We start from the raw sequence: 25,878 nt of genomic DNA on the forward strand, positions 1-25,878 counted from the left end.
CTCTCCTCTCTGGGTTATGTCTCCGGCAAGTTCTTCAATTCATTAGTCGCCTTGCGGGTTCTCGTAATCTTATCGATAGAATCGTTAATATTGATTGAGGCGTATGCATAATACAGCACATCAACGATAAAAAACTGGCTATGCTTGGAACTGGTTGCTGCACTTCTTACCTTTGCTTCAGGAGCAAGTGAGGTAAATAGATTAAAATCGCTTATATCCGATAACTCGCTGCGGCCAAACCCCGTAAAGCTGACGGTGGTCAATCCGCTTTTTTGGGCAAATTTCATCAGCTCCAGCACTTCCCTGGTAGCAGCGCTATACGAAATTCCAATAAATACGCTTCCCTTGGGTGCATTAGCCATACTCATTGTGAGTACATGGATATCATGAAACGCATATACATTTTTCCCCATCCGGAGCCATTTTTGGGCAATGTCCTCTGCTACCAGTGCCGATGCCCCAATGCCGTAGGCAAATATGACGGGGGCCATGTACAGGCTGTGCGCCACTTTTTCAATCATTTCTACGTCAAGCTGGCCTACGGTATCCTTAAGAGACTGGATCACGTTAGACAAAATTTTATCGACGATCTCCGCCGTATTTTCATTTTTATTCAAATCGAAGTAACCTGATTTTTGCCCCTGAGCCAGATCTGCCGACAAAGCTACCTTTAATTCGGGGAAGCCCTTCAGGCCTATGGAACGGCAAAAACGCACGACTGATGCACTGCTGGAAAGAGAACGTGAGGCCATTTCCTGTACGGACATAAGCATCGCTTCTTCCGGAGACTCCAGTACAAAGCGGGCTACCTTTTGCTCGGACTGTGTTAATTTCGGCATCACATTTTCAATTCTGGATAAAATTTGACCCACTCCGACACCCATATCAACACCTCCGTAAATGCGTGAACAATCCACTTTATACTTTAATATTATTCACAATAGGATGTTGTGGCAAGAAACCGAAAGGGAAGCCGGCGCTTATGCAGAAACGGCAGCAGGGGAATATCCCTTTGGGCGACGTACCCAATTACGTTAACCCGTTCATCGGCAGGCAAAGGATGGAGAACAATTTGAAATTCCCCGCAGTACCTTAAATATTTATCATTATCAATCGTTAGCGCTCCGGTTGGACGTTCCACGGTATGCTCCGGAAGAATGCTTCCACTAAAATGCTGCCGCGCCTCCTCTGAACGAATGACGTCACGGGCTATATCAGGACGGTTATGGTGGACAGACTCCCATACATGTGACGGCCTTTGGTTCTCCACGCCTAATAACACTGTTCCCTCATTCCAGGCCTGAAATTGCTGCATCGTCCAAGAGCTTACCGATAGATCGCCAATGAGGACATGATCCACAAAACACTCGTGTACCAATTCCAGGAAGCCGGCAAATGGAGACAAATGACGATGCTTTTCCAGGCTTGGCAGCCCCTCATGCAGCGGGCCTCTTAAATCCCCGTCCCCGGGGATAAAGGCAGCAACAGTTAACCCTTGAGACTGCAGCCAGCGGTTCTGGTTCTGGAACGCTGCCAGTTCAAGGCCGGTCTCCGGTCTGGGGTAATAATTGTGCCAAGCCTCTAAGGAAGCGAAATTCGCCTGTTCCCCGCGCAAGCCGTCTAAAAATGCCTGATCGATCGTACTCGCATTCAAAGCAACACGCCACTCATGGGTCAGCCCGGCAATTTCACCGATCTCCATCCCGTTATCAATTCTTAATCCTGTAACACCGCTGTCTTTCAATTGCTGTAACGAGAAATGGTTAAAGGTTCTTGGCGACACATCCACCATAAAAAGCATATTGTGTCCGAGGGCAAACCTCCCGATCTGCGTTAGCGGCTCCAGCAGCTCCTGCGGGTCCTCCTCCGGAATCTGCAGAGAAGTAAAAATAGAGTTAAAACCATTTAACTGCATGTAGCTCAAATATTCCATTGTCTGATCAAGGCTCTGCTCGGTTAGTGATACCAATACACCACTCATCTTGCCCACACTCCTTTTCGCCGGGATTTATTTATTATCTCAGGCTTCCTTTGGTTGACGTGCATCCTTTGGCGTACCGAACAAATAAGTGCAGATAAAACCAAAGAAGTATGCTGTAATCAAACCCAGCAGGTACACCCACCATTTACCGTCAGCAATCAGCAGCAGCATTTCAATACCCGAAGCGCCAATCGACATAGCGCCTACATTGCCAAAATAGCCAATGACCGCACCACCAAATGCCCCGCCCAGACACGCAGTTACGAATGGCTTACCCAGCGGAAGGGTTACGCCATAAATCAACGGTTCGCCAATGCCAAGCACACCTACAGGCAAAGCACCTTTAATAATCCCCGTAAGCTGCTTGTTCTTACGGCAGCGGACCCAAAGTGCCAGTCCCGCCCCTACCTGACCTGCCCCGGCCATGGCCAGAATCGGAAGCAATATGGTCATCCCGGTCTGTGCAATCAATTCGATATGAATAGGTGTCATGATATGGTGCAGACCAAGCATAACCATAACCAGCCAGATTCCGCCGAGTAAAAAGCCCGCAAACGCCCCGCCTACAGATAATATCCAGTTAACGGCTACCAGCAGATTGTCAGCAACAAACCCGGCTAATGGCATGATCAAAAAGATGGTCAGCAATCCGGCTGCCAGTACACTCAGAAATGAGGTGACAATCAGATCGATGGAGTTAGGCATGATTTTATGCAATCTTTTTTCAATCAGGGATAATATCCAAACCGCCAAGACAACACCTATGATCCCGCCTTGCCCGGCAATCAGCGGTTCTCCGGTAAATAAATTACGGATTGGCAGTTCCGGCTTCATCCCGGTGAGCAGCGTCGCTCCGCCAATAACACCACCTAAGGAAGGGCTTGCGCCAAATACTCTGGCAGAATTGATGCCCACAAAAATAGCCATATAGGAGAAGATGCCGTTTTTGATGACATTGAGAATCAGGTTAAATTGCGCCCAGCCTTCGCCGGACAGATGCCCCGCCGTAATGAAATTGCCAATAACGGAGGTAATCCCCGCCAAGAGACCAGCCGCAACAAATGCAGGTGCCAGCGGAATGAAAATATTTGAAATCGATTTCAAAAAGTTTTTCACAGGCGTATTGTTTTTTTCCTTATACTTCTCTTTATTCTGAGCCGCAAGCTGCTCTGCCTTCTCTTTATCGCTTAATCCGTTTGTCCGGTTATCCGGGTTCTGGAGTCCATAGGCAGCCTGTAAGGGAATGACTTCTCCCAGCTCCACCCCGCTGATGTCTGCAATCACCCGCGAAACCTTCTCCACCAGGCCGGGACCGACAATAATTTGCAGTGTCGATTCCTCGATTACGCCTATTACACCGGAAACACGCTTCAAATCTTCAATGCTTGCCAAGCTATCGTCTCTTAGGGTGATTCGGACACGTGTCATACAGTGAGTAATCATTTCCACATTTTGAATTCCTCCCACCGCATCCAAAATGCCATGTGCCAAATCCTTTTCTTTTGCCATGGTTATTCCCCCTTGTGGTGTTGTACCGCCTGACGTATAAAGCCTCCCGATTCCTGCAGTCTTTGCAGCGCTTCTTCAAGACCAAGGCCCGCAAGCAGCATCACTACAGCTACTTTCACCTGATGATGGCTTCTTTCATAATACACGGACGCTGTATCCATATCGCAGCCTGTGATCTCGCTGATCATCGATTTAGCTCTGATTACCAGCTTCTCATTCGTCGGCTGCACATCTACCATTAAGTTGCTGTATACCTTGCCTATGCCGATCATGGCTGCGGTGGAAATCATATTCAGCACCATCTTCTGGGCTGTTCCGGCCTTTAAGCGGGTAGAACCTGTTAAGATTTCCGCCCCTGTCAAAATTTCGATCGGGTATTGTGCATATTTACTGATCTCTGCATTTGGATTGCAGGACAAGCTGGCCGTAGACGCCCCCATCCGGGCAGCATATTTCAGTGCGCCAATGACATACGGTGTCCGCCCGCTGGCGGCAATTCCCACTACGGTATCATCAGGCGTCAGATTCAGCTGTTTGAGATCAGCTTCACCTTGTTCCGCTGAATCCTCCGCACCTTCGACTGCCTGTCTGATTGCCGTTTCTCCACCTGCTATCAACCCATGCACCATGTCCGGACCGGTTCCAAAGGTAGGTACACACTCTACTGCATCGAGAATCCCCAATCTTCCACTCGTTCCTGCCCCGGTATAAATCAGACGTCCACCCTGCTTGAAGCTTTGTACAACACAAGTGACTACCTTTTCGATCTCCCCCAACTTTTCTTTCACTGCCAGGGATACCTTCTCATCCTCCTCCTGCATGAGCTTGAGTACAGCTGCAGATGATAACTGGTCCAGCTCCAAGGTCCGTTGATTTCTTGTTTCCGTGGTTAAATTCTCCAGCAAAATATTCATCCTTTCCTCTAAACTAACTACTCTTTATTTGGTTGGCCCTATTATATCTCTCTTGTAATATTATTTCAATATGTTTGTCAGTTTAATGTAATATTATTTCAAAATAATGTGGTGAGGTGACGATGCTGCATGCTTAAAGACGACCATACCTGCAAACAATACCGGATAAGTCTGCTCTTATATCATTTTGCTCAGTCCGCAATCCAATTGCCCATTGTGCAATTTTGCCCTTTAGGCAATAATAGAATGTATCAAATAGAGCCCAGGCGGTGACTGAGCTCAAGAAAGGAGAACGCATGGAGTATGAACCCAAGCTGACGCTCCGCGACAAAAAAAAGGAAGCAACAGCCTTTGCCTTAGCTGAAGCTGCCTTTGAGCTTGCGCTTAAACATGGAATGGAGGGCTTCATCGTTGACGATGTTGTTCAGAAGGCCGGCTTTTCCCGGCGGACCTTTGCCAATTACTTCTCTTGCAAAGAGGAAGCGGTAGCGGAGTATTTTATCGGCAATGTTTCAAAGGAGGATAAAAATATGCTGTTTAAGGATATGCCTCCGGATACAACACCGCTGGATGCCTTGTACAACCTGCTCAAGCTGCAGTTCACCTCTGAGTTTCTGCACAAATTACGGCAGTTCGTATTGCTTGCGAATCAGTATCCATCGCTGGAGCCTTATATCCTCAGCGTATTCCGCCGCTTGCAGATTGCTGCCCAGCAAACCCTCGAGCAGTTCTCGCGTGGACGTTATGCAGACGGGTATACCCATCTGCTTGCCGGAGCTGTCTACGGAGCGTTCGTGCCTATTCTGGACGGACGGCTTAACGTACTGCTGCCGGGTGAAGCACAGGAAGAAGACTCCGGCGCTATGTCATTTGATCAATACTTAAATTCCATGTTTGCTTATTTACACAACGGCTTCTAAACCAGAGATAAAAAGGAGAACCCATTACATGAAATGAAAATTGAAGGCACCGAATCGCAAAAAGTGCTGGATAAGCTGGCTGCGGAGCTTCCCGCCGCTGCGGGCGGCCAGGCGAGCGTCGCCTTCACCGCACCGGATGGGGAACGTCTGGACACACCCGGGCGGGTAGCGCTGATCCAGAAGGCTATCAATGATGTCTACAGCATGGACTATATTATCAACCCCGCCGAACTGGCTGCCGAAGCGGCCGCTGCCGCAGCCGGTCAGGCTGGAGCTGCGGACCCGGCTGCTGCTGCCGGGCAAGCTGCGGCTGCGGACCCGGCTGCTGCCGCTGGGCAAGCTGCGGCTGCGGACCCGGCTGCTGCCGCTGGGCAAGCTGCGGCTGCGGACCCGGCTGCTGCCGCCGGGCAAGCAGCTCCTTACGGCCCGCTGATGGCGAACGGCGTTCCGGTTCCCGGCGTCATGCTGTCCGCCGACGGCAGCATCGCCCTGTTCCAGTTCCAGTTCACCGTTCAGCAGACGTCGCTGCCCTCTTCCGTACCGGATAACGTCATCAAAGCTGTGACTGCGGTCGAGCAGGCAGGCTCCGGCATCACCGCCATTCCGAGCGATTCGCTGAAGAGCACGCCGTCCATCGGATCGACGGAGGCGGTCGGCGTTGTCGTTGCCGCCGTTGTGCTGTTTATTACGCTTGGCTCGGTCGTTGCCGCCGGACTGCCGCTGATCACCGCGCTCCTGGGTGTCGCGATCAGCGTTGGAGGTGCATTTGCCCTCTCTAATCTCATCCAGATGAATGACATTACGCCGATTCTTGCTGTCATGATCGGTCTGGCTGTCGGCATCGACTACTCGCTGTTTATCGTGAACCGGCAGCGCCGGTTGATTCTCGATGAGAAATTAAGCGCCCGCGAAGCGGCAAGCCGGGCGGTCGGCACCGCCGGCAGTGCCGTATTTTTTGCCGGGCTGACCGTCATTATCGCCCTGTGCGGCATGCTGGTTATCGGCATTGGATTTTTGTCGACAATGGCTCTGGTTGCCGCTGTCAGCGTCCTAATCAACGTCCTGCTGGCGCTGACCCTGCTGCCTGCGCTGCTGGGCCTGGTCGGCGAACGGATCTGCACGGCCAAAGCCCGCACGAAAAAAGCAGCTTCAGGAAAAAGTGCCCCACACGGATTCTCACACCGCTGGGCGAACGCTACGGTAAAATACCGCTGGGTTATCATTATTCTGGTGGTCCTGGTTCTGGGTACGGCGGCGATTCCGGTAACGAAAATGGAGCTGGGCATTCCGTCCGGCGCTTCGGCAAATCTGGACACCCCGGCACGCCAAAGCTATGACATCATCTCCAAAGGTTTCGGCGAGGGCTTCAACGGACCGCTGCTGCTTGTAGCTGAACCGAAAAACCCGTCCGGTAAAATTTCAATGGAGACGCTGGGCAAGCTGGTTCAGGAGCTGCAAATGCATGATAACGTCACACTGGTGTCCCCAATGGGCGTCAACGCAACCGGCGATATCGCCATCATCAGTCTGATCCCGAGAACCGGCCCGACGGATACGGAGACAAGAAATCTGGTGCAGGATCTGCGCGATCCCGCCTCCAGCCTGGCATCCGGAAATGAACTAACGCTTGGGGTGACCGGCTTCACCGCCATCAACATCGATATGTCCTCCAAGCTTTCCGACGCATTTCCTGTGTATATCGGCATCATTGTGATCCTGTCGCTGATCATTCTGCTGCTCGTTTTCCGGTCGGTCATCGTTCCGATTAAGGCCACGGTCGGCTTTATTCTCAGCGTCCTCGCCACCTTCGGCCTGACCACGGCCGTCTATCAGTGGGGATGGCTGCACTCCCTGTTTGGTTTTGACACAGGAGGACCGCTGCTCAGCTTTATGCCGATTCTGGTTACTGGCATCCTGTACGGGCTGGCAATGGATTACCAGGTTTTCCTGGTCAGCTCCATGCGTGAGGCTTATGTCCACGGACGCCATGGCAACGAAAGTGTCGTCCACGGCTACGATCTCGCCAGCCGCGTTGTGCTTGCCGCAGGCATAATCATGGTTTCCGTCTTCGCCGGGTTTATTTTCGCCCCTGACGCGATGATCAAACAGATCGGCTTCGCGCTGGCCTTCGGTATCCTGATCGATGCCTTCATCATCCGTATGACGCTTGTTCCGGCCGTAATGGCGGTCTTCGGCGACAAAGCCTGGTGGCTGCCGAAGTGGCTGGACCGCCTGCTTCCGAACCTCGATGTCGAGGGCGATAAGCTGATCGCCAAACTCCACGCCGGGAGCGGGGACAAGAAATAAGAACAAAACAGCTACGCCGTCCATCACTGGATAGCGTAGCTGTCTTCGATTTTCAATTTAGCGTTGCCTGAAGGACCTCACATGAATCCGGCGGCAATTCCAAGTGGAAAAAGGACCTTTCATTTGCCCGGCACACGGGTCTCCGCAGCCTAAGTTGGAAAAAGGATCACTAATTCAGCTCATTTCGCTCCTGATTGAGTAAAATTGCCTAATTAAGTTTCCTTTTTCCATCTAAATATCCAATTTGTTGATTTGAAGGGGAAATAAGTTCACTTTTTCCAACTGATTGTTCATCTGCTTTTTATATGAATTATAATTAGTTGGATCTTTTTCCAAAATCATATACCGGAAGCAAACTCCGCATACGCACAGCCCCTATTCCATAGAATGCTGAAACGGCGGCTGATCTATACAAGGCCGATTTAAATTAGCCGATAAAAACTTTTCTGTAATGTCAAGAACCTGCGGATTCCAAATGCCTATTCCATGGTCCGCGCCAACAACCTTATAAAATATAACCTTCTGTCCGTGTTCCTTGAGTGACTTGTACATCTCGATACTCTGGTTCACGTGGACAATGGTATCACTGTCTCCATGGATGATGAGAAAAGGCGGAAGCTTTTTTCCCAGATTCTGATGAATTGGGCTTGCCTGCTTTGCCAGATTTACATGCTCCTTTACTTTTCCTCCAATCCATAAAGCTTCCGGTGAATCGGCGGCATCATGGTCCAGAATATCATTATATTTACCTAGAGTAAGCAGGTCTGAGACTCCGTAATAATCAATTACTGCACTGACTTCGTCTGTCTGTTCACTATAAAGGCCGTTATCATATTCTCCTATAGTAAGACCGGTCATTAAGGAAAGGTGTCCGCCAGATGAATCCCCCCATACCGCAACCCGGTTCGGATCAATCCCGTATTCTCCAGCATGTTTGCGCATAAACCTGATCGCGCATTTGACGTCCTCTACTGCGGCTGGGAATCTTGCGATGCCGGTGTCCCTAATTTCAACACTTGCGATCACATATCCCTTTGCGGCTATATGGCTTAAATTTGGAATGGCCCCATAAAGGTCTTGTTTTTTCCAGGCTGAACCTTGAATGAAAACGACTAGAGGAAATTTGTACCCGGCACGATGCGGGATAATAATCTGAAGTCTTCTTTCCACACCGTCATATTCCGCATAGACCACATCAGGCCGATAAGAGCAGGAATAGTAGGTGCCGCCTTCGGAAAAACCGCCATAAATAATCTGGGTTCCCTCCGGCATTTCATTGGCTGCTGTTGTTGGATCCACTTTAACACACTCCTTAAAAAAGTAAGAAATTCACTGAGCTCAATCAAATATCTTCATTATGTTATAATATAGGCATTCTTGCTAGGAGGGGGAAGGATGGCCCATATTCACTATGTTGAATGCAACACGACACACGCGGGCAATTTTGTTATTGATGTTCCCGTGGGCTATCACTGGCTCCTTGTAGTCACAAAAACCCCTGCGCAATTCTGGGTAAACGGCGGGCTCAAGGAATATCCTGCTCACAGCGCAATCCTCTATCGCCCACTGCAGAAGGTCTATTATCAGGCCTGCACCGAGCATTTTATCAATGACTGGATCCGCTTTGAATCCAATGAACCTTATATTTCAGAATCTCCTCTTCCGCCCGGCGTTCCCTTTGCCCTGAGTGACCCGGACTACTGCAACAAACTGTTTGAACTGCTTGTCCTTGAACATAATTTTAACCGGGACTGCAAAGAATCTTCCATCGATTATTTGCTTCGGACACTGTTCAACAAGCTATGGGAATCCTACTTCCAGGATGATATTACGCCTCAATACTACAAATTACTGAAACTGCGCACCGCCATTCAAAATAACCCGGGCGATTACTGGACGGTTTCTAAAATGGCGGATTCTCTTGGGATCAGCCCAGGTTATCTCCAGAACATCTACAAAAAAACGTTTGGAATTTCCTGCATGGATGACGTTATCAACAGCCGGATTCGTATGGCCAAAGAATACTTGATTCACAACGCCCAAAGCATTGCTGAAGTCGCTTCCCGGTGCGGATATCAAAATGTTGAGCACTTCTGCAGGCAATTCAAGCAACTGACCGGGCATACACCGAGAAACTATCAGAAGCATGTAAAAGGTTAATGTTCAAATTAGCTTTCGGCAGCACCGGTTACTTAAACACCTGCTCCACGAGAAACTTCATGACCTCACCCGGTTGTTGTTTGGAAAACTCGGCCCGGTCTGCGAACAGCATCCCATACGGCGCTTTAGGGGTGTAGGGCTCCCATCGTGGCAGTTCCTTTCCTGTCGAGTCCAGCCCGTTCGGGTCACCTGAACGGATGAAGTTGGCCCAATAATTGCACATCTGGCGGGCCAAATCATAATGCTTCCCGACAAACGGTCTCCAGCACTTGGCAAGCGTTTCAAAGAAAAACCAGAGATCCACCGAGTGGAAGGTACCGGGGTTGTCCCAGCCTGGTATTTCAGCATCGAAATTATAATAGTACAGCGGGGTTTTGCCGCCGGTGTCGGCATTGGCCTGCGCAGCAATGCGAATCGCGTATTCTATCCCGCTCACCGCAGCCCTCTTCCTGGCTTCCTCAATATTGCCCGCCTGAACGCCGCAAAGCTCCAGATATGCCGCGGCATCGTCGCCGAATATGGCTGCGGCCATCTTTTTGAAATCGTCCAATGTTTCAGCATCCGGGACACTAAAAAACTCGGAGGAGGTATGACCGAACATTACCGGCACCTTCCAGCGCTTGTTTTGCAGGAACAAATCAAAAGAATTGCCTACGCTGAACACCTGATCTGTGACTGTGCCCCAGAATCCCCCGTACTCTACAGCCTTGTCTCGAAGGTAGACTGCATCCAGCTGCCGGGCTTCTGCAAGCGAAGATACGCCCAGATATTTAAAAAACCCGACACCGTCCTGTTCAGCCTCTTTCAGATCATTCCGGAGCGGAGGCAAGAGCGTTCCCGGGTATAGTTTTGTAAAGATCCCGCTTTGAATAATCGCCCGTTGAAAAAGATCCTTGTTCTGAGGCGAGGTGAGCTGGCTCATAACGCTTCCGCCGCCGGCGGACTGTCCGCCGATGGTGATATTGTCAGGGTCGCCGCCAAATGCTGCAATATTGCGTTTGACCCATCGTGTTGCCGCCTGTTGATCTAGGTTGCCAAAGTTAGCGGGTGCTTCCGGCGCTTCCGCCGTTATTTCGGGATGGCATAAAAATCCGAAGACATTCAGGCGATAGTTGATTGTGACCACCACGATGCCCCGGCGTGCAATGCGTTCGCCGTCGAATTCCATTTCGGCCGGATGGCCTACCTGGAGGCCTCCGCCAAAATACCATACATATACTGGAAGCTTCTCATCCATACGATTGGCCGGTGTCCATACATTCAGGTAAAGGCAATCCTCGTTCATGGCGATGTCTGGTTCCACAGCCCATTCCCGGGTATAGATGTTGTCGTCGTCAATCTCTTGTCTTACCTGCATTGAAATTGGCGCGAACTCGTATGCTTGAAGCACACCTTCCCAGTCTCTTGCCGGCTGCGGGGCACGCCAACGGTTTTCGCCCGTGGGTGGAGCGGCGAAGGGTATCCCTTTGAAGCTCGTGATCCGGGGGTCGGCTGCCGGCAGCCCCTGAACCGTCCCATTTTCAACTGTTACAACTCTAAGCATGGTATCGTCTCCTTTACAGGTGTATTTATTGGAGTAAATAAATATTTATGGAATAGCTGCATCTTGGTAATCGCTTTCAATGATATATAAAGCAATAATCCGTTCTGCCCTATTCCGGTCTGTACGAGACTATCACCTCCATAAATACCTCCTTCGCAAACACAGTGTATTTTGACTTTTCCGGCTTTTCCTAAGGTATTAAGTACGGGGTGTATTAAATTGTAATTTACACCTCAATCAAAAACAATGATCTAAGCAATAATGGAATTGATGTATTCTAATAATAGAGTTTGCTAATCCGCACTATGCTCACACATGTGAAGTGGAAAAAGGATAACTAAATCAGCTCGAAACGCTCCTGAAGAGGGTATACGGCCCAATTAAGTTCACTTTTTCCACTTCAATCTCACAATTGCTGATTTTGGGGAGAAATAAGCTCCCTTTTTCCAACTAGCACTGCTCACCTGCCTCTCCTCCCCCCATTTAGCCCACGTGCGCCGCCGGGGCGGATAATTTGGCTGGGGGTAAGGGTCGGGGATTGGCTCATCCAGTAAGGTGCCGTCCAAGTGCAAGCGTAAAATTGCTAGACGCTATACTGCATCGCCTGCCGCATCGTCCAGATCCGGTCAACATCGAAGAGCACTTTACGGGTATGGATGGAATCCGTGTAGGCATAAGCGGCTCCTGCTCCAACCATCGTTTGGCAGGTCTTGTACCAGTCAGGGCTTACCTGTGCCGGGACGGTGCGTTATCCCTTTACCCCCCCGACAGTCATTCCCTGTACAAAGTATCTTTGCAGGAACGGATAGACCATCAGAATCGGGACACTGGCTATGATCGTCATCGTCGCCCTAAGTGAAGTAGGAGTTACTCTGACAGCATTTTCTGCGGATTGGTAAGCTTCCACCGCCCCTGCAGTCGCAGATGTGTTGGTGGTCTGCAAAATTTTCATCAGCTCGTACTGCAGCGTGCTTAACTTGATATTCGAGGAATTATACAAAAACACATCAAACCATGAATTCCATTGTCCCACAGCCACGAACAAGGATACGGTCGCCATAGCTGGAATAGTCAACGGCAATACTACGCGGATAAAGGTCGTGAATTCTCCGGCACCGTCAATCCGCGCCGATTCCAGGATACCTTCGGGAAGGCCTTCAATGAAGGAGCGGATGATAATCATGTTGAACACACCGATAACACCCGGGACAATATAGACCCAGAAGGAGTCCGTCAAGCCCAAATTACGGATAAGCAGATATCCGGGGATCAGCCCCCCGCTGAAATACATGGTAATCACGAAGAACAGTGTGACAAACTTGCGGAGCACAAACTCCTGGCGGCTGACGGTGAAGGCCAGCATGGCCGTACAGAAGACGGATACCGCAGTTCCGATCACGGTGCGGAGAAGTGAAATTAAGGTCGCATGGTAAATATCCGATTCTCCGAAAATATATTTATAGTTATTCAGGGTCCACATCCGCGGCCACAAATAAATCCCGCCTCTCACGGCGTCATTGGCGTCATTGAAGGAAACGGCGATCATATTAACAAAGGGATACATCGTGACAATCATCAGACACACCATAAAGATAATATTGCATATATCAAACACCCGGTCCCCCAGGCTGGAATTGCGTAAGCGGGAAGCTTTACTTGATTGCATGACATAGACCTCCTTTTAGAATAATCTGCTTTCTCCCATTCTCTTGGCGATATGATTAGCGGAGAACAGGAAGATGAAGCTGACTACGGTTTTGAATATGCCTGCCGCTGTTCCCAAGGAAAAGCTGCCCATGCCTAGCCCATACTTCAGCACAAAAATATCCAGGTTCTCCGAGTATTCCAGATTCATCCCGTTCCCCAGCAAATATTGCGGCTCAAATCCGGATTCAAGAATGTTACCCAAATTCATAATCAGCAGGATAATGATCACCGGCTTGAGTCCGGGAAGTGTAATATTAAGTATCCGCTGAAAGCGGCTCGCTCCGTCAATTTCAGCCGCCTCATATTGGGCAGGATCAATGGAAGTAATGGCCGCCAAATAAATAATCGTGTTCCAGCCTACGTCTTTCCAGACCTGTGTTCCCGCGAGAATCCCCCAAAAGTAATTCCCTTTACCCATCCACAGCTCCGGTTTGTCCAGGAGATGCAGCTTCATCAGCAGCAGATTAATAACCCCGTCCGGTGATAACACGGTCAGCACAATACTTGATGCCACAACCCAGGAAATAAAGTGCGGCAAATAGCTGACCGTCTGAACCACACGTTTAAAAATGATATTCTTCAATTCATTCAGCAGAAGAGCCAGCGTAATCGCTGTAACAAATCCCAGTACCAGTTGAAGGCTGCTCATCACCAGCGTGTTTCGCAGCACCCGGTAAAATGTGCTGTCCTCAAACAGAATCCGAAAATGCTTCAAGCCCGCCCATTCCTGCTCCGAAAAGCTTCTGGCCGGTTTATAATTCTGAAAAGCCATGGTCCAACCCCAAATGGGAAGGTATTTAAACACAAAAGCCCAAATTACGAATGGAAGACACATCAAAGCCAGCGTTCTCTGCTGAATAAGACGGCTGAAGAACAAACTGGTTTTGTTCATTCTCGTCCCGTTCACTTGCGGGTCCGAATTTACAGAATATACGGGTTTCTCCACTTGATCTTACTCCCTTCCGTTCCCTTGCTGTTACAGCCGCAGGGTCGAACCGCCTTTCGGCTTACGACCCCGGGCATTTAGCAGACGCTTACAGAACCGGCATTACCATTTGCCTGCGACGCGGTCTTGTACCTTTTTCGTAATGAAATCCTCATACGTTTTCTTATCCAGCTTGTTTAACTGATTCATGTAGTCGTCCCAATTCTTGCTGAAATTGGCCGGTGTGTCCAGAATCATCGAAGGCAGATGGTTCCGCTGGAGATCATCCGCTTTGGTGATGAACATCTGCTCAGGCGATCCCTGTTCAAGGGCGATGGACCAGGCGGGAAACCATGGACGCTCATCCGGATTACTGAATAGCTCACTGAAAGTCTTCACACCGTATGCTGCAAGGAGCTGCTTGTCACCGTCCGTATATCCGAAGGTGGCCACCTCCGGCTGGCTGCCTGGACCATAGGCGTTGCCGTCCTGCAGAACGGAGCTGTTTCCGTAACGCGGCCAGCTGTAATTGAAGTAGTCGAAGCCGAATTTCATGCTCTTTTCAGGATCTTCGTGGATTTGGCGTTGTTCATCGTTGGCATACGTATAGCGGCCGTTCTCATCAACAGCATAGCTTTGGTCCTTGATGCCCCACTGAACCAGAATCTGATTTTCTTCTTTCAGCAGGTTATCGAAATACTTGATAATGCGGACCGGATCTTTGGCTTTGACGGTAATGCCTATCCCATAGTTGTTGACAAAGCCGGGAGGGTCAATATATTGATCCTTAATTTCTTTATCAAACACGATCGGCAATGCTACATACCGTTTATCATCATTGCCGGCTTTCTTCAGATTGTTGGTTGCGTCCCCAACCTGCCAGGAGTAGCTGAAATAACCAAGTACACGCCCGGAGGTCAGCTTCGCCAAATACTGGTCTCTGTTCATGGTGAAGGATTCCGGATCAACCAGGCCTTCGGCATTTGCCTCATTCAGCTTCCCGATCCACCGCTTCTGATATTCAGAGCCTGCCACCAGCTTGGCCTCGTGGGTCTTCATATCCACAATGGTGCTGCCGTCGTTGGGAGAGCCTGCCAGGTGCATGGCCGGATTCTGGAGCGTATAGAAGCTGCCCTGCTCACCGGCGAAGGTCGCGAAACCGATGGTATCCTTGCCATCCACCTGCGGGTGCTTTTCCTTGTACTTCTTGATCAGATCGAAATATTCATCCAGTGTTTTGATTTTGGGATAATTGAATTCCTTGAGTACAGAGCGCTGAATATAGAATCCCGTCTGAAAATTAGGCTCAGATAGGTAGCCGATATTGGCTCCGTAAGGAAAAAAGTACAGTTTGCCGTCCTTCTGTCTGAATTTCTCGTAGTAAGGGCCGTATACCCGCTTGATGTTGGGTCCATACTTTTCAATCAGATCATCCAGCGGAATGAAAGCCCCTGCGTCCATAAGCTTAGCCATTTGGCCGCTGGAATCGATGATGTCAGGATAATCTCCGCTGGCAATCATGACACCTGCCTTCGTGTCGCCATCTCCCACCAGATATTCAATATTCCAGTCAACACCGGTTTGTTTCTGCAGTTCTTTCCCAATAGTGGTTTCACTGCCTAAGACCTGCTTCTTTGGCCCGCCAAAGCTGAAATACTTGTACGTAACAGCGGACGTATCCCCGCTTCCGGCTGCTGCTGAACCATTCGCCGCACTGCCAGACGAATGGCTGCCATTACCGCAACCTGTCAAAGTCGCTGCTAAAACGAGTGCCAATCCAGCGGTCAGAATTTTGCTTTTAAACATTTGGACTTCATCCCCTTTAGATTCCTTAAATTCCCTTCAATCTTGTAAGCTCTTTCAATATAACAAGAAAACGCTTTCCTGATTACCCAACAAACCATACCTCATACTTTGAAAAACATATCCGTTCCTATCCTCATTCCGGATCTTCTTCCAGTAAGGGAAGAGAGATTTCAATAGAGGTCCCCTCCCCATAACGGGCATCCAATGAAAAAGCAAAGCATTCCCGGTAACAAAGCTTCAGACGGTAATATGCATTTTTCATGCCGACCCGCTCGCCGATCTCGTCATTCTCTTCCAGATACCTCTTGAGTGCCTCCAGCTTCTCCGGGGACATGCCGATCCCGTTATCCTCAAATCTGAAGACAAGCCCATCCGGCTGTACGGCAACTGAGATCGTGATCCTTCCCTTATCCGGGCTGGATTCAATACCATGGATACTGGCATTCTCCACGAATGGAAGCAGAACCATCTTGGGAATCCGGTGACCCAGCGCTGCAGGGTCGGCAACGATGCTGTACTCCAGCTTGTCGCCGAAGCGGTATTGCTGAATCTCCAGAAAGCTTTCAATCAGCTCCAGCTCCTCGCGGACGGTAACATAGTTATGGCTCCAGGAGATCGATTTGCGGAACATCTTCGCCATATGCTGAATGATCTTCGCCGTCTCTTTTTCCCCCTTGATGATGCTTCGCATGCGGACCGATTCCAGTGAATTGAACAGAAAGTGGGGATTGATCTGGCTGTGCAGGGCATGAAGCTGCGCCTGCTGCTGCCTCAGCTCCAGATCCTTCTTCTGGATATCCGCAACATAGACTTCATTAATCAGACTGTTGATCGTCTCGGTCATCCGGTTGAATTCGTTAGTCAGCTGCCCGATTTCGTCTCTGGCCTCTTCATGGGGAATCGTCTGGAAATTTTGTGCCTTTACCTTTTTCATATGCTTGAGAATCCGCACCAGCCGCACATGGATTGACCTCGACATGGCTGCAATGATAATGGAAGGCAGCACAAAGTTGATGCAGGCCAGCCAAATAACGAACGAACGTGACTTTCGGACCTCTTTCAGCACACTTTCCTCATCCATGACGCCCTCCAGTGTCCATCCGTCCAGATAATTAATCCCGCTGTACACGTTCTTGAAGGTCAGAGCGTTCTTGGGAAAGCGGATCTCCTTATAAGGAACATCCTGCGCGAGTTTCGCCGTATCGTTCCCGAACCTCACTTTCCCCTGGGGGTCGACTAAATACACCCTGCCATTAAATGCGCTTCCGAAAAAGATCTGGTGAATCCGCTCCATGTTCAAATCGATTTTGACAAGTTGCTCGATGCCGCTGGTGTGGTAATTGTTTAATTTTTGAATCAGACTGAATTTCTGTTCGGAAAAGATCAAGGTCGGATAACGGGAGGAAGAGGCTTTGGACTGTGCATACCAGCCGGTATGGCGGATCTCGTCGGTTAACCGGTCAATATAACCGGAGGCCAATACGGTAGGATTATCCGTATACACCTGATACCAGTGGACCCCCTGTGCATTTTGATCGGCAAGAACCCCCCTTAAATAGGAATTGAAGGTTTCGACATAGTCCTTCTCGCTGGTAAATTTGCGGGTAATGGTTTTGTTGAAAATGGAATCGGCATACAGGGAGTAAGAAAGGCCTACCCCTTGATCGATAGTCACCCGCAGATCGTTTTTCAGATTGTTCAATGCCATGTCCGCATCGCGGATTTTTTGATTCCGTATATTGGAGGTGGTCACGTTATAGAACACGACATTGGTCAGCACTATGGGAATAAATACCGACAGCATGTACATCAGCAGCAGCTTGTCGCGCAGCTTCAAATAATTCAGGAATTTCTTCATAGAACCTCCCCGCTATTCTTTGTGAATTAGCATGTTCCGGTATTCTGACGGCGATATTTGTTCCAGCTTTTCGAACTGGGTCACGAAATAATCGGCATTCTGAAAACCGACTCTTCCCGCAATCTCGTACATTCGCAGATCGCTTTGCCGCAGCAGCTTTTTGGCTTCCTGTATCCTAAGCTCCAGGAGATAATCGTTGAAATAGACGCCGTAAGTCTTGCGGAACAGCCTCCCCAGATACACAGCATTCATATAGAATTCGGCTGCTATGCTCTTAAGGCTGATATTCTCGCGGTAATGGGTATCGATGTATCGTTTGACGGGCTTGATCCCCCCCAGGCATTGCGCCTTGCGGAGCCGCGCAATATATTCCGCTGCTTCTTGTACAGCCTGCATGAAATGCTCCTGCAGCATCTGCAGACTCCATTGCCCGTGCCCCCGTTCAGCCAGATCCTTAAGCCGCAGAATTTCTTCCTCGTTGCCGTCCATCTCCTTAATTACGCCAAGGATTCCCGTCATGCACCGGGAGAGGGAACCGGTCACGGCTTGCGGGGTGAAACGCTGCTCATGGAACAACCGGAACATGCTGTTCACGGTTTGCTGGTAATCCTTCTTGTTGCCCTCTTCGATCTGCATGATCAGCTTGCTGGCGAGTACCGGGCTCATGTCGAATACATACAGAGGTTTATCGGTGACACACGAATACATAATGACTCCAGTGTTCTCGGCATATTTATGCCTGGCTGCTTCGTTAGCCTCAGAATACGAGCGGTGAACATGGACCAGCGAGTCAACGGGATCACCTGCATAGAGGCTCAGCCCCGTGTTCAGCCGTTCCGAAAGCAATGCACGAAGCCGCTCCAAATGACGCGCAAGACCGCCGCGTCCGCCTGTGATCCGGCCTGTGCAGAGCAGCATTCCGAATGTCCCCGGCTGCTGCTCAAGCACAGGAATGCCGGCACCTCCCTCTTCAAGAGAATGAAGCGCCTCCTGGAATTGCTTCACAGTGGTCTGCTTGTCCTGCTGGCCCGCATGAATCTCGGTCACGGCGTACAGGAAGCCGCTCTCTCCTTCCAGACCTAACGCTGCTGCGTAAGGCTCAGCATCCTCCGCCTGGAGATTCTCCTGTACCAGCGCTTCCATAATTGCACTGGTTGTAAGATCATCATTAGTCAGCGTGGCGATTCTCTTCCTGCCCATGGCATAGGACAGCTTGCGCAGCGTTGCGGTCATTTCCTCTTCGTCTATGGGCTTCAGAATGTAGTCGTGAACCCCGTAGCGCAAGGCCTGCTGAGCATACTTGAAGTCATGGAAGCCGCTGATAATGATGAATATCGAATCCAATCCGGCATGTTCATTCACGCTGCGGATCAGATCCAGCCCGTCCAGAATGGGCATGCGGATATCGGTAATGACCAGGTCCGGCTCAAGCTGTTCCATCATGTCGAGCGCTTCGGCGCCGTTATTCGCTTCTCCCACAATGCTGAATTTGAGCGATTCCCATTGGATTAATTCCAGCAGCCCTTTGCGGACATATACCTCATCGTCTACCAACAACACTTTGAACATAATTGCCCTCCCAATGACAAAAAATATTCCGCCGGTGGTTCCCCGCCGGCGGAACTTGGGTTGTTTTTTATTGTATTATATTAAGGATCCGCGAGAGTATCCTTGTATGTTATCGATAATATATTGCGTGAATTCCGATATTCCCGTAAAAAAATCTTGGCCTGTAAACGCACTATGTAAGCTGCTGGTTTACAAGCCAAGATCGGATTCAATCAAGACGCTATCATGTATATCATTTCGTCATCCTACTGGGCCGACACATGAATACTGTCCACATTCGGTCCTTCCGTACCGGTAGTCACCACTTTGACTGTATTGGCTCCGGTATTCATGGGAACCTGAATTGTTTGTTCTCCCCAGGTTGACCAACTGCCGGTTGCTGCAAAGGCGGTATTGCTGATGACCTTGCTTCCGTTCACATACACATCCAGGTTTCTTGTACCTGTGTCCAGGGCATAGCGGAATTTCACATTTTTGGTCCCTGCAACGGCACAGTAGACGCTGTTCCACTGAATGGCGGCATCGGTGACGCCATTGAAGTTGACGTACCCGCTGCCGTTATAACCCGAATAGGTGGTTTCTATTACGGCATTGGTCAAGGTTGCCCCGGTTTCAGCTTCATAAGCAGTACCGGTGTCGTTGCCTCCGCCGCTTCCAAGTGCAGCTACAAAGGTTGTCACGCTTTGAGCGGGAAGCTGGGCTGTGAAGGAACCGCTAGCGGCATTGATGGACGCTCCGGCTGCAACCTTTCTGGTGGCATCCGTGATCCATGAGGATACGCTCGATGCAGTGCCATTCTGCAGGACAAAGTTTTGGCTGACGGCTGAAGTGCCTTTGTTAATAGCAACAATGACAACCTTATTGTCGCCCTTATATGCCGAGGTGTAGACGTTTGTGTTGGGATTCTTAGTAGCGTCAACTCTTACATATCCAGGACGGATGAACTTGGAGAACTGAGCCATACTGTCCCCTCGCTTGCTGATGGTGCCATCCTCATTCATCGGACCGTATTGTCTGCGGATGTACCACCACACATAGGCCTGAAAATCCGCCTCTGCCATAGCATTGTGCATATGATAAGCAACTTCCAGGGCCTCCGGCCAGCGGTTAGCAGAGTTATTGTCACTGTTGGGATAGTACACTTCTGTCATCCAGAGCTCTTTCCCTGCCCCTTTTTGTTTGAACAGCGGATAAGGAAAGTTGTTGAACGAAGTGCCATAAGTGTGCGTGCCCAGAATATCCATATTGGCAAGGGCCTGTGAATCATTCAGGATAGGGTCCGACATATTCTTCAAGTAAGAGAACGACTCTGGTGCGATGACCCTGCAGTTAATAGACCCCGCATTATTTTTCATAAAATTAAGCATTTCCGCTGGAGTCCACCAGGTCCAGGTATGTGCATAATCCGGTTCATTTTGAACTGAAATCGCATAAAGATCCACACCGTTATTCTTCATATACGTAACGAAATCGTTCAGATGCTGGGCATATGCAGCGTACTTGTCGTATCTGAGGCGTTTGGCCGAAGTATCGCCGTCGTGGTTAAAGGTCTCTGTCATATCGCTTGGGGGATTCCAGGGCGAAGCAAAGACAATGGCTCCCTTGGCAATGGCTGCCTTGGCAGTATCTAATTCCTTATACCAGTTATTCTTATTGTCGTCCACATAGATTCGCAGAACAGAAAACCCTAACTGGTTCGGTCCATTGCCAAAAGCAGTTTCTCTTTGCGCTGCGGTCAAATCTCCAATCCAAGCCGGGAGGTTGATGCCTCCAAACCCGCGGATTACTTGTTTTTCTGCTGACAAATTAACGGTCACATCGCTTGCTGCCGAAACCTTAGGAGGTGCGGGTACCATCATTACCGACAGCACGGTTACGCCTGCCAATAATGTACACAGTGATTTTTTTACCGCTGAAATCATTTTTTCCTCATCTCCTTATAGAGTATTTTCCGCCAATCCCTGCTCTTGTCACCTCACCTCCTGTCTGCTCGAAGCGGCAGCCGTACCTCACATAAGCTTGTCCCTCCTTCTTGCAGCACTTGCAAGCGCTTCCTTTTCCTGTATTATATTAAGTATCTGCTGTATAATCCTTGCAAATAAACGAGACTATATTGCGCGGATACCCATAATTCCAAAAGATACAATAAAAGGATTGAATGCGATGAAACAGGATACCGGCTATATTTTCACACCCATTAAGGAGGAACTGATTTGCTTCCATAAAACAACAGATACGGAGCTTATCAATCCGTTCTTGCCTTATCACCGCCACGATGCTTACGAAATTTATTTGTTTCTAAGAGGCAATGCTTACATGTATCTTGAGCAGTCCTGCTATAAATTGGCCCCTGGCGATTTAATCATCATCAGTCCCAGCGAAATGCACCGGTGTATCTGTATCGACAATCAAATGTATGAACGAATAGGGCTGAATATCAAGAAATCAGCCTTGGAGAGGCTGTCAAGTCATCGCTCTAATCTATTGTCCTGTTTCGAGTCCCATCCCTTCGGACAGAACAATCTGACCCGGCTCACCCGGGACCAAATTGTGTTTTATTGCGAGCTTGCAGAGAAATTGATCTCCTGCCTCAGCTCGGAGGCATATGGACAGGATCTTCTAGCGGAATCCTATGCAACCCAGCTGCTTGTGTTCATCAACACCCTGTATCAGTCTTCCACATACAAATCGAACAATCTCATGCCGGAGCTGGTCAGCAATACCATGACCTATATCAAGGAGCACCTGGCCGAACCTATATCTTCTGAGCAGCTGGAGCAGGAGTTTCATTACAGCGGCAAATATATAAGCCAGCAATTCAGGGAGCATACCGGACTTACGATACGCTCCTATATTGTCGACAAGCGCATTTCACTGGCCATGAGCCATCTGTCCGCCGGAAAGACCGTCGCCGAAGCCTGTGAACTATCCGGGTTCAGCGACTATGCCAATTTCATAAGGAGCTTCAAAAAAATAGCCGGCATGCCCCCGGGAAAATATAAAGCCACTGTGTCAGCGGGAATTAGGAGGAACATTTATTGCGTGAAGCATCTATATGTTCAAAAAAACGCAAGCCTCCCGGAATAGAAGGCTTGCGTTAGTGTCTAGTTCTTTATCAGCTCGGTAGGATTCATACCGGTTATTTTTTTGAACAGTGTGCTGAAGTAGGGAATATTCTTATAACCGACCCGTTCTGCCACTTCATAGACCAGCATATTCCGCTCCATGAGCAGCTCCCGCGCTTTCTCGATCCGAACCCGGGTCAGGTAGTTATTGAAGGTCTCACCCGTGATATTCTTAAATATAATGGATAAATGGTTCCGCGAAATGAATACCTTATTCGAAAGCTCGGCGAGTGTCAGCTCTTCCGCATAGTGCTCATGAATGTAACTGGTCATGAAATCAACAACCTGTCTATGCTTGCTGCTGCCTTTCCATTGCCTGCTGCTGCAGATCCTGGTGATTTTGTCCATCAGCCACCCTGCCAGCTGATCCGGTACGATCAGGCTGCTGATCTCCTTGGCAATCTGGTCATTGGTGAACAGGTCATCCAGTACCAATCCGGATTCATATAGCGAGTAGGTTATAATTCCCCACAGCTCGCTTCCAAGCATTTGGACGTATCCTTGTGAAAGCCCCTCCTGCTTTTTCATTTCCGTTATATAGTCCAGTACGAGCTGATGGGCTTCGGCCTCCTGCGAGGCCTTCATCGCTGCCGCCAGCTTATACGAGAACTTGACCGGAAAGAGGGCGACATTTCCCGGTTCGCTGCTGCTGTTCTCCCGGTACATGTACACTTCATGTGCGGAAGCGACCCGCAATGCCCTTTGATCCATGGCGCGGAAAGCTTCCTCCGTGGAGTCGGAGAGCTTAGTCCATGTATCCTTCACTCCCCCGACGCCTATCCGTGTCACCAGCTTAAGATAACCGCCGATACTGTCACTCAGCCTAATCCCCAGTTCCTCCAGCTTATCCTCTAACTGTTCGGGATGCCCTGGACCCGGGTGAATGATCAATAACGCTCTGGTACTGTGCAGTTCTGTGTATTCCATATCCGGGAACAGCTTGCGCGCGACTTCACATGCAATATTGCTGACCGCAAACCGGAACAGGTTCCAATCGGAGACGGATAGACATCTGGCCCGTTCATCGCGGATCAGTTCGATGCCAACCGTGACGTGCTTGCTTTCCTGCCAATAAAGGTATGACGGCGGAAGACGTGCGCTGTCTTTGTATGCATGGTCCAGGGTACCGACAGCGGCGGAGCGAACCCACTCCTTTTCAACAAAAGGTTCATACAGCGTCATCTTAGACTCAAGCTCCCACTGCCTGATCCGCTTTTCTTCTTCTTCCTCAAGCTCCTGTACGACATTGCTTAGAATTGATTTTAGCGTCGGCAGACTGATCGGCTTCGAGACATAGTCGGTCACATGAAATCTTAGAGCTGCTCTCGCATGTTCAAAATCCGAATAACCGCTCAGAATAATGATTTTGCCTTGGAATCCTTCCTTCCTGAGCTGCTCCATCATATCCAGGCCGCTCATCACGGGCATATACAGATCAGTGATCACAATGTCCGGCTGCGTATGGCGGATTACCTCCAGTCCGTCCTCTCCGTTCATAGCTTCTCCAACCCATTCAGCTCCCAGCTCATCCCAGGGAATCGCCCGTTTCATCCCCTTCAGGACTTGGCGCTCATCATCAATGATGGCGATTTTCCACATTACCCCTACCTCCTTAAACTCCGCAAGTACCGAAGCACAACTATATCCGCTCTTCAGCAAGGAAGCGCTTACCGCATTGCCGTTTCGTATCTTATCTGCAGATCTAAATCTGAATATGGAGGGTCAGTCTTTCCCGGCAGGAGGTTCTGGCAGCAGCGGCAGCATAATTTCCACCCTTGTTCCACCCTCTTCACGTTCACTAAGCGTAATCCCATAACTCTCTCCGAAATACCCGGTGATTCTTTCCCTCACATTGCGTATTCCGTAGCCGCCTGTATGGCGTTTATGGGAGCTGTGATCGGGCTGCTTCAGTCCGGCGCCGTTATCATCAATGACAATGTGCAGAGTATCATCAAGTCTCTCCATTACGATAGACACATAGCCGCTGCGCTGCTTGTTGAACCCATGAACGATGGAATTCTCCACGAACGGCTGCAGGGTAAGCTTCGGAATATATAACTCCTGAAGTCCGGATGCTGCCTCAATCCTGTATTCAAGCCCTTCCCCCCAGCGCAGCTGCTGGATTTCCAGATAACACTCTATATGCAGCAGTTCATCTGCTATCGTGATAAAGCTGTTGCCGTTGGACAAGCCGATCCGGAACATACGTCCCATCAGCTCCAAGATACGGCTAAGCTCATCCTGTCCGGCCTCAATCGCCATCCAGTTAAGCTGATCCAGCATATTATATAGAAAATGCGGATTGATATTGGCCTGAAGCGCCTCAATTTCGGCTTTCCGCTGCTGTTCATAACGGCGCTCCAGCGAGAGATACAGCTCTTCAATCCGTTCGTTCTGCTTGCGGTAGCCGGAGAATAAATAGCCGAATTCATTCTCATAATCCACCGGCAGTTCCACATTATCGCCTCCAACGGAATACACGCGCATCGCAGTTACCAGATTTTTGATCGGCTTGGTAAACTGTTTGCTTAAAAAATGGGTCAGGAGCAATACCAGCAGCACTGCAGCGATACCGATCAGGCCGATCCATTCCGCCAGCTTCAGGCTGCTTGCCGTGATCTGCTTCCAGGAAGTGAATTCGATCAGGGTCCAGATGGAATTATCCATCCTTGAATAGACGAGCAGCGTATCGCGGGAGCCATCGGTTGCCGGGATATGGACATAACCCGATTTATTGCTTTTGAGATCAATCCACCGGGACCAGTCATTCTGGTCCATGGCATCGCCTATTTTCATAATCTGCTGGCCTTCGCTGTCCGCCATAATCCGGTTAGATCCGTCAGAATTGCCGGTTAGCAGCTTCCGGATCTCGTTGGCCTTGATGTGGACGACAAGGACACCTAAATAGTCATTCTCACTTATTATCTTTCTGGAAAAGCTGAGCACCGGAACCTCACCTTGCACGCTGGGGAAATTATACTCTCTGGACCAGCAAAAATCGCTTTTCTCCAGGCATCCGGCCCCTACCTGCTTGTTAAGATCCGCAAGGTCCCGGAACTGGATATAGCTTTGCCGTTCGCTCGGGATAGGGTTATCCATATACAGGTCAATCCCTTGAATCAGCGGAATCGCATAGGTCAAATTCGCGAGTGCGCTTTCAACACCTCCGCGGCTGCGGTACCGCTCAAATTCATCCTGCCTGTTCAGGAGGAAATTAGTCAGCTCGCTGTCGCGGGAGCTGGACAATGAAATCTGCTCAATCATGACCAGCCGGGTCGTAATTTCATTATTCAGCTCATCCAGCAGCTGCTGCTGGTAATGGGAGGTGGTCTGTACGAGCGCCTTGGATGAATTGCTGTAGCTTGTCCATGCCGTAACACCGATAACCGCAATAAGAACGATGGCAAAGCTATGAAAAAACAGACGGTCAATTCTATACTTTTTAAAAGGATTGATCAAACGTTCTACCTTCCTTCGTACTCCCGTTCAGACGCAATAAACGGTAAAGCTGCGAAGGGCATTCGGCGCTTTACCGTTAACGGACCGATGTTTTT

Annotated in this window: 18 protein-coding genes; 4 read left to right on the forward strand and 14 right to left on the reverse strand. The window is 49.6% G+C overall.

Features of this window, described 5'->3' with window-relative positions; translation table 11 throughout:
• Nucleotides 1-14: 14 nt before the first annotated feature.
• The 4 genes from PGRAT_RS21880 to murQ are packed head-to-tail and all read right to left on the reverse strand — an operon-like array spanning nt 15 to nt 4,404.
• Complete coding sequence (locus PGRAT_RS21880; protein WP_036705769.1) at nt 15-884, reverse strand: MurR/RpiR family transcriptional regulator; 870 nt, start codon at nt 882-884, stop codon at nt 15-17.
• 47 nt (nt 885-931) lie between these two features.
• Complete coding sequence (locus PGRAT_RS21885; protein ID WP_042267234.1) at nt 932-1,981, reverse strand: MupG family TIM beta-alpha barrel fold protein; 1,050 nt, start codon at nt 1,979-1,981, stop codon at nt 932-934.
• 39 nt (nt 1,982-2,020) lie between these two features.
• Nucleotides 2,021-3,490: a PTS transporter subunit EIIC gene (locus PGRAT_RS21890; protein ID WP_025706757.1), complete on the reverse strand. Its 1,470-nt coding sequence runs from the start codon at nt 3,488-3,490 to the stop codon at nt 2,021-2,023.
• A 2-nt stretch (nt 3,491-3,492) separates the two neighbouring features.
• On the reverse strand, nt 3,493-4,404 hold the full coding sequence (gene murQ / locus PGRAT_RS21895; protein WP_081758882.1) for an N-acetylmuramic acid 6-phosphate etherase: 912 nt from the start codon (nt 4,402-4,404) through the stop codon (nt 3,493-3,495).
• 269 nt (nt 4,405-4,673) lie between these two features.
• Between murQ and PGRAT_RS21900 the strand changes: the two genes are divergently transcribed.
• Nucleotides 4,674-5,324 (forward strand): TetR/AcrR family transcriptional regulator, encoded by a 651-nt coding sequence (locus PGRAT_RS21900; RefSeq protein ID WP_238326844.1) that lies wholly within the window; start codon nt 4,674-4,676, stop codon nt 5,322-5,324.
• Between the two features lie 33 nt (nt 5,325-5,357).
• On the forward strand, nt 5,358-7,631 hold the full coding sequence (locus tag PGRAT_RS21905) for an MMPL family transporter (RefSeq protein ID WP_081954761.1): 2,274 nt from the start codon (nt 5,358-5,360) through the stop codon (nt 7,629-7,631).
• A gap of 375 nt (nt 7,632-8,006) precedes the next feature.
• On the opposite strand, the gene PGRAT_RS21910 is transcribed toward PGRAT_RS21905, so the two are convergent.
• Nucleotides 8,007-8,930, reverse strand: a complete 924-nt coding sequence (locus PGRAT_RS21910) for an alpha/beta hydrolase (protein ID WP_025706551.1) — start codon at nt 8,928-8,930, stop codon at nt 8,007-8,009.
• A gap of 96 nt (nt 8,931-9,026) precedes the next feature.
• Here PGRAT_RS21910 and PGRAT_RS21915 point away from each other — a divergent pair, with 96 nt between their 5' ends.
• Nucleotides 9,027-9,791, forward strand: a complete 765-nt coding sequence (locus PGRAT_RS21915) for a helix-turn-helix transcriptional regulator (RefSeq protein ID WP_025706552.1) — start codon at nt 9,027-9,029, stop codon at nt 9,789-9,791.
• 28 nt (nt 9,792-9,819) lie between these two features.
• On the opposite strand, the gene PGRAT_RS21920 is transcribed toward PGRAT_RS21915, so the two are convergent.
• From PGRAT_RS21920 to xynC, 7 genes are all read right to left on the reverse strand, one after another.
• A complete protein-coding gene (locus PGRAT_RS21920; RefSeq protein ID WP_025706553.1) occupies nt 9,820-11,334 on the reverse strand; it encodes a carboxylesterase/lipase family protein in 1,515 nt (504 codons plus the stop codon).
• A gap of 748 nt (nt 11,335-12,082) precedes the next feature.
• Complete coding sequence (locus PGRAT_RS21925; protein ID WP_025706554.1) at nt 12,083-13,000, reverse strand: carbohydrate ABC transporter permease; 918 nt, start codon at nt 12,998-13,000, stop codon at nt 12,083-12,085.
• A 15-nt stretch (nt 13,001-13,015) separates the two neighbouring features.
• Nucleotides 13,016-13,933: an ABC transporter permease gene (locus tag PGRAT_RS21930; protein ID WP_042268248.1), complete on the reverse strand. Its 918-nt coding sequence runs from the start codon at nt 13,931-13,933 to the stop codon at nt 13,016-13,018.
• Nucleotides 13,934-14,089: 156 nt separating this feature from the next.
• Complete coding sequence (locus PGRAT_RS21935; RefSeq protein ID WP_025706556.1) at nt 14,090-15,772, reverse strand: ABC transporter substrate-binding protein; 1,683 nt, start codon at nt 15,770-15,772, stop codon at nt 14,090-14,092.
• Between the two features lie 133 nt (nt 15,773-15,905).
• Nucleotides 15,906-17,630, reverse strand: coding sequence for a sensor histidine kinase (locus tag PGRAT_RS21940; protein ID WP_042267238.1), 1,725 nt, complete (start codon nt 17,628-17,630; stop codon nt 15,906-15,908).
• Nucleotides 17,631-17,642: 12 nt separating this feature from the next.
• Complete coding sequence (locus tag PGRAT_RS21945; protein WP_025706313.1) at nt 17,643-19,199, reverse strand: response regulator; 1,557 nt, start codon at nt 19,197-19,199, stop codon at nt 17,643-17,645.
• Between the two features lie 245 nt (nt 19,200-19,444).
• Nucleotides 19,445-21,121, reverse strand: a complete 1,677-nt coding sequence (gene xynC / locus PGRAT_RS21950) for a glucuronoarabinoxylan endo-1,4-beta-xylanase XynC (protein ID WP_025706314.1) — start codon at nt 21,119-21,121, stop codon at nt 19,445-19,447.
• A 241-nt stretch (nt 21,122-21,362) separates the two neighbouring features.
• Here xynC and PGRAT_RS21955 point away from each other — a divergent pair, with 241 nt between their 5' ends.
• On the forward strand, nt 21,363-22,286 hold the full coding sequence (locus PGRAT_RS21955) for an AraC family transcriptional regulator (protein WP_025706315.1): 924 nt from the start codon (nt 21,363-21,365) through the stop codon (nt 22,284-22,286).
• A gap of 17 nt (nt 22,287-22,303) precedes the next feature.
• Here PGRAT_RS21955 and PGRAT_RS21960 read toward each other — a convergent pair whose 3' ends face one another.
• The gene (locus PGRAT_RS21960) at nt 22,304-23,923 is read right to left on the reverse strand and encodes a response regulator transcription factor (protein ID WP_025706316.1); all 1,620 of its coding nucleotides are present in this window, start codon (nt 23,921-23,923) and stop codon (nt 22,304-22,306) included.
• 123 nt (nt 23,924-24,046) lie between these two features.
• On the reverse strand, nt 24,047-25,783 hold the full coding sequence (locus PGRAT_RS21965; RefSeq protein ID WP_025706317.1) for a sensor histidine kinase: 1,737 nt from the start codon (nt 25,781-25,783) through the stop codon (nt 24,047-24,049).
• Nucleotides 25,784-25,878 lie beyond the last annotated feature (95 nt).

Source organism: Paenibacillus graminis, assembly GCF_000758705.1.
Taxonomy (GTDB): domain Bacteria; phylum Bacillota; class Bacilli; order Paenibacillales; family Paenibacillaceae; genus Paenibacillus_AQ; species Paenibacillus_AQ graminis.

Coding starts and splice junctions, on each gene's coding strand:
- PGRAT_RS21880 (WP_036705769.1), bottom strand. CDS start 884: ATGGGTGTCGGAGTGGGTCAAATTTTATCCAGAATTGAAAATGTGATG.
- PGRAT_RS21885 (WP_042267234.1), bottom strand. CDS start 1,981: ATGAGTGGTGTATTGGTATCACTAACCGAGCAGAGCCTTGATCAGACA.
- PGRAT_RS21890 (WP_025706757.1), bottom strand. CDS start 3,490: ATGGCAAAAGAAAAGGATTTGGCACATGGCATTTTGGATGCGGTGGGA.
- murQ (WP_081758882.1), bottom strand. CDS start 4,404: ATGAATATTTTGCTGGAGAATTTAACCACGGAAACAAGAAATCAACGG.
- PGRAT_RS21905 (WP_081954761.1), top strand. CDS start 5,358: ATGAAAATTGAAGGCACCGAATCGCAAAAAGTGCTGGATAAGCTGGCT.
- PGRAT_RS21915 (WP_025706552.1), top strand. CDS start 9,027: ATGGCCCATATTCACTATGTTGAATGCAACACGACACACGCGGGCAAT.
- PGRAT_RS21920 (WP_025706553.1), bottom strand. CDS start 11,334: ATGCTTAGAGTTGTAACAGTTGAAAATGGGACGGTTCAGGGGCTGCCG.
- PGRAT_RS21925 (WP_025706554.1), bottom strand. CDS start 13,000: ATGCAATCAAGTAAAGCTTCCCGCTTACGCAATTCCAGCCTGGGGGAC.
- PGRAT_RS21930 (WP_042268248.1), bottom strand. CDS start 13,933: ATGAACAAAACCAGTTTGTTCTTCAGCCGTCTTATTCAGCAGAGAACG.
- PGRAT_RS21935 (WP_025706556.1), bottom strand. CDS start 15,772: ATGTTTAAAAGCAAAATTCTGACCGCTGGATTGGCACTCGTTTTAGCA.
- PGRAT_RS21940 (WP_042267238.1), bottom strand. CDS start 17,630: ATGAAGAAATTCCTGAATTATTTGAAGCTGCGCGACAAGCTGCTGCTG.
- PGRAT_RS21945 (WP_025706313.1), bottom strand. CDS start 19,199: ATGTTCAAAGTGTTGTTGGTAGACGATGAGGTATATGTCCGCAAAGGG.
- xynC (WP_025706314.1), bottom strand. CDS start 21,121: ATGATTTCAGCGGTAAAAAAATCACTGTGTACATTATTGGCAGGCGTA.
- PGRAT_RS21955 (WP_025706315.1), top strand. CDS start 21,363: ATGAAACAGGATACCGGCTATATTTTCACACCCATTAAGGAGGAACTG.
- PGRAT_RS21960 (WP_025706316.1), bottom strand. CDS start 23,923: ATGTGGAAAATCGCCATCATTGATGATGAGCGCCAAGTCCTGAAGGGG.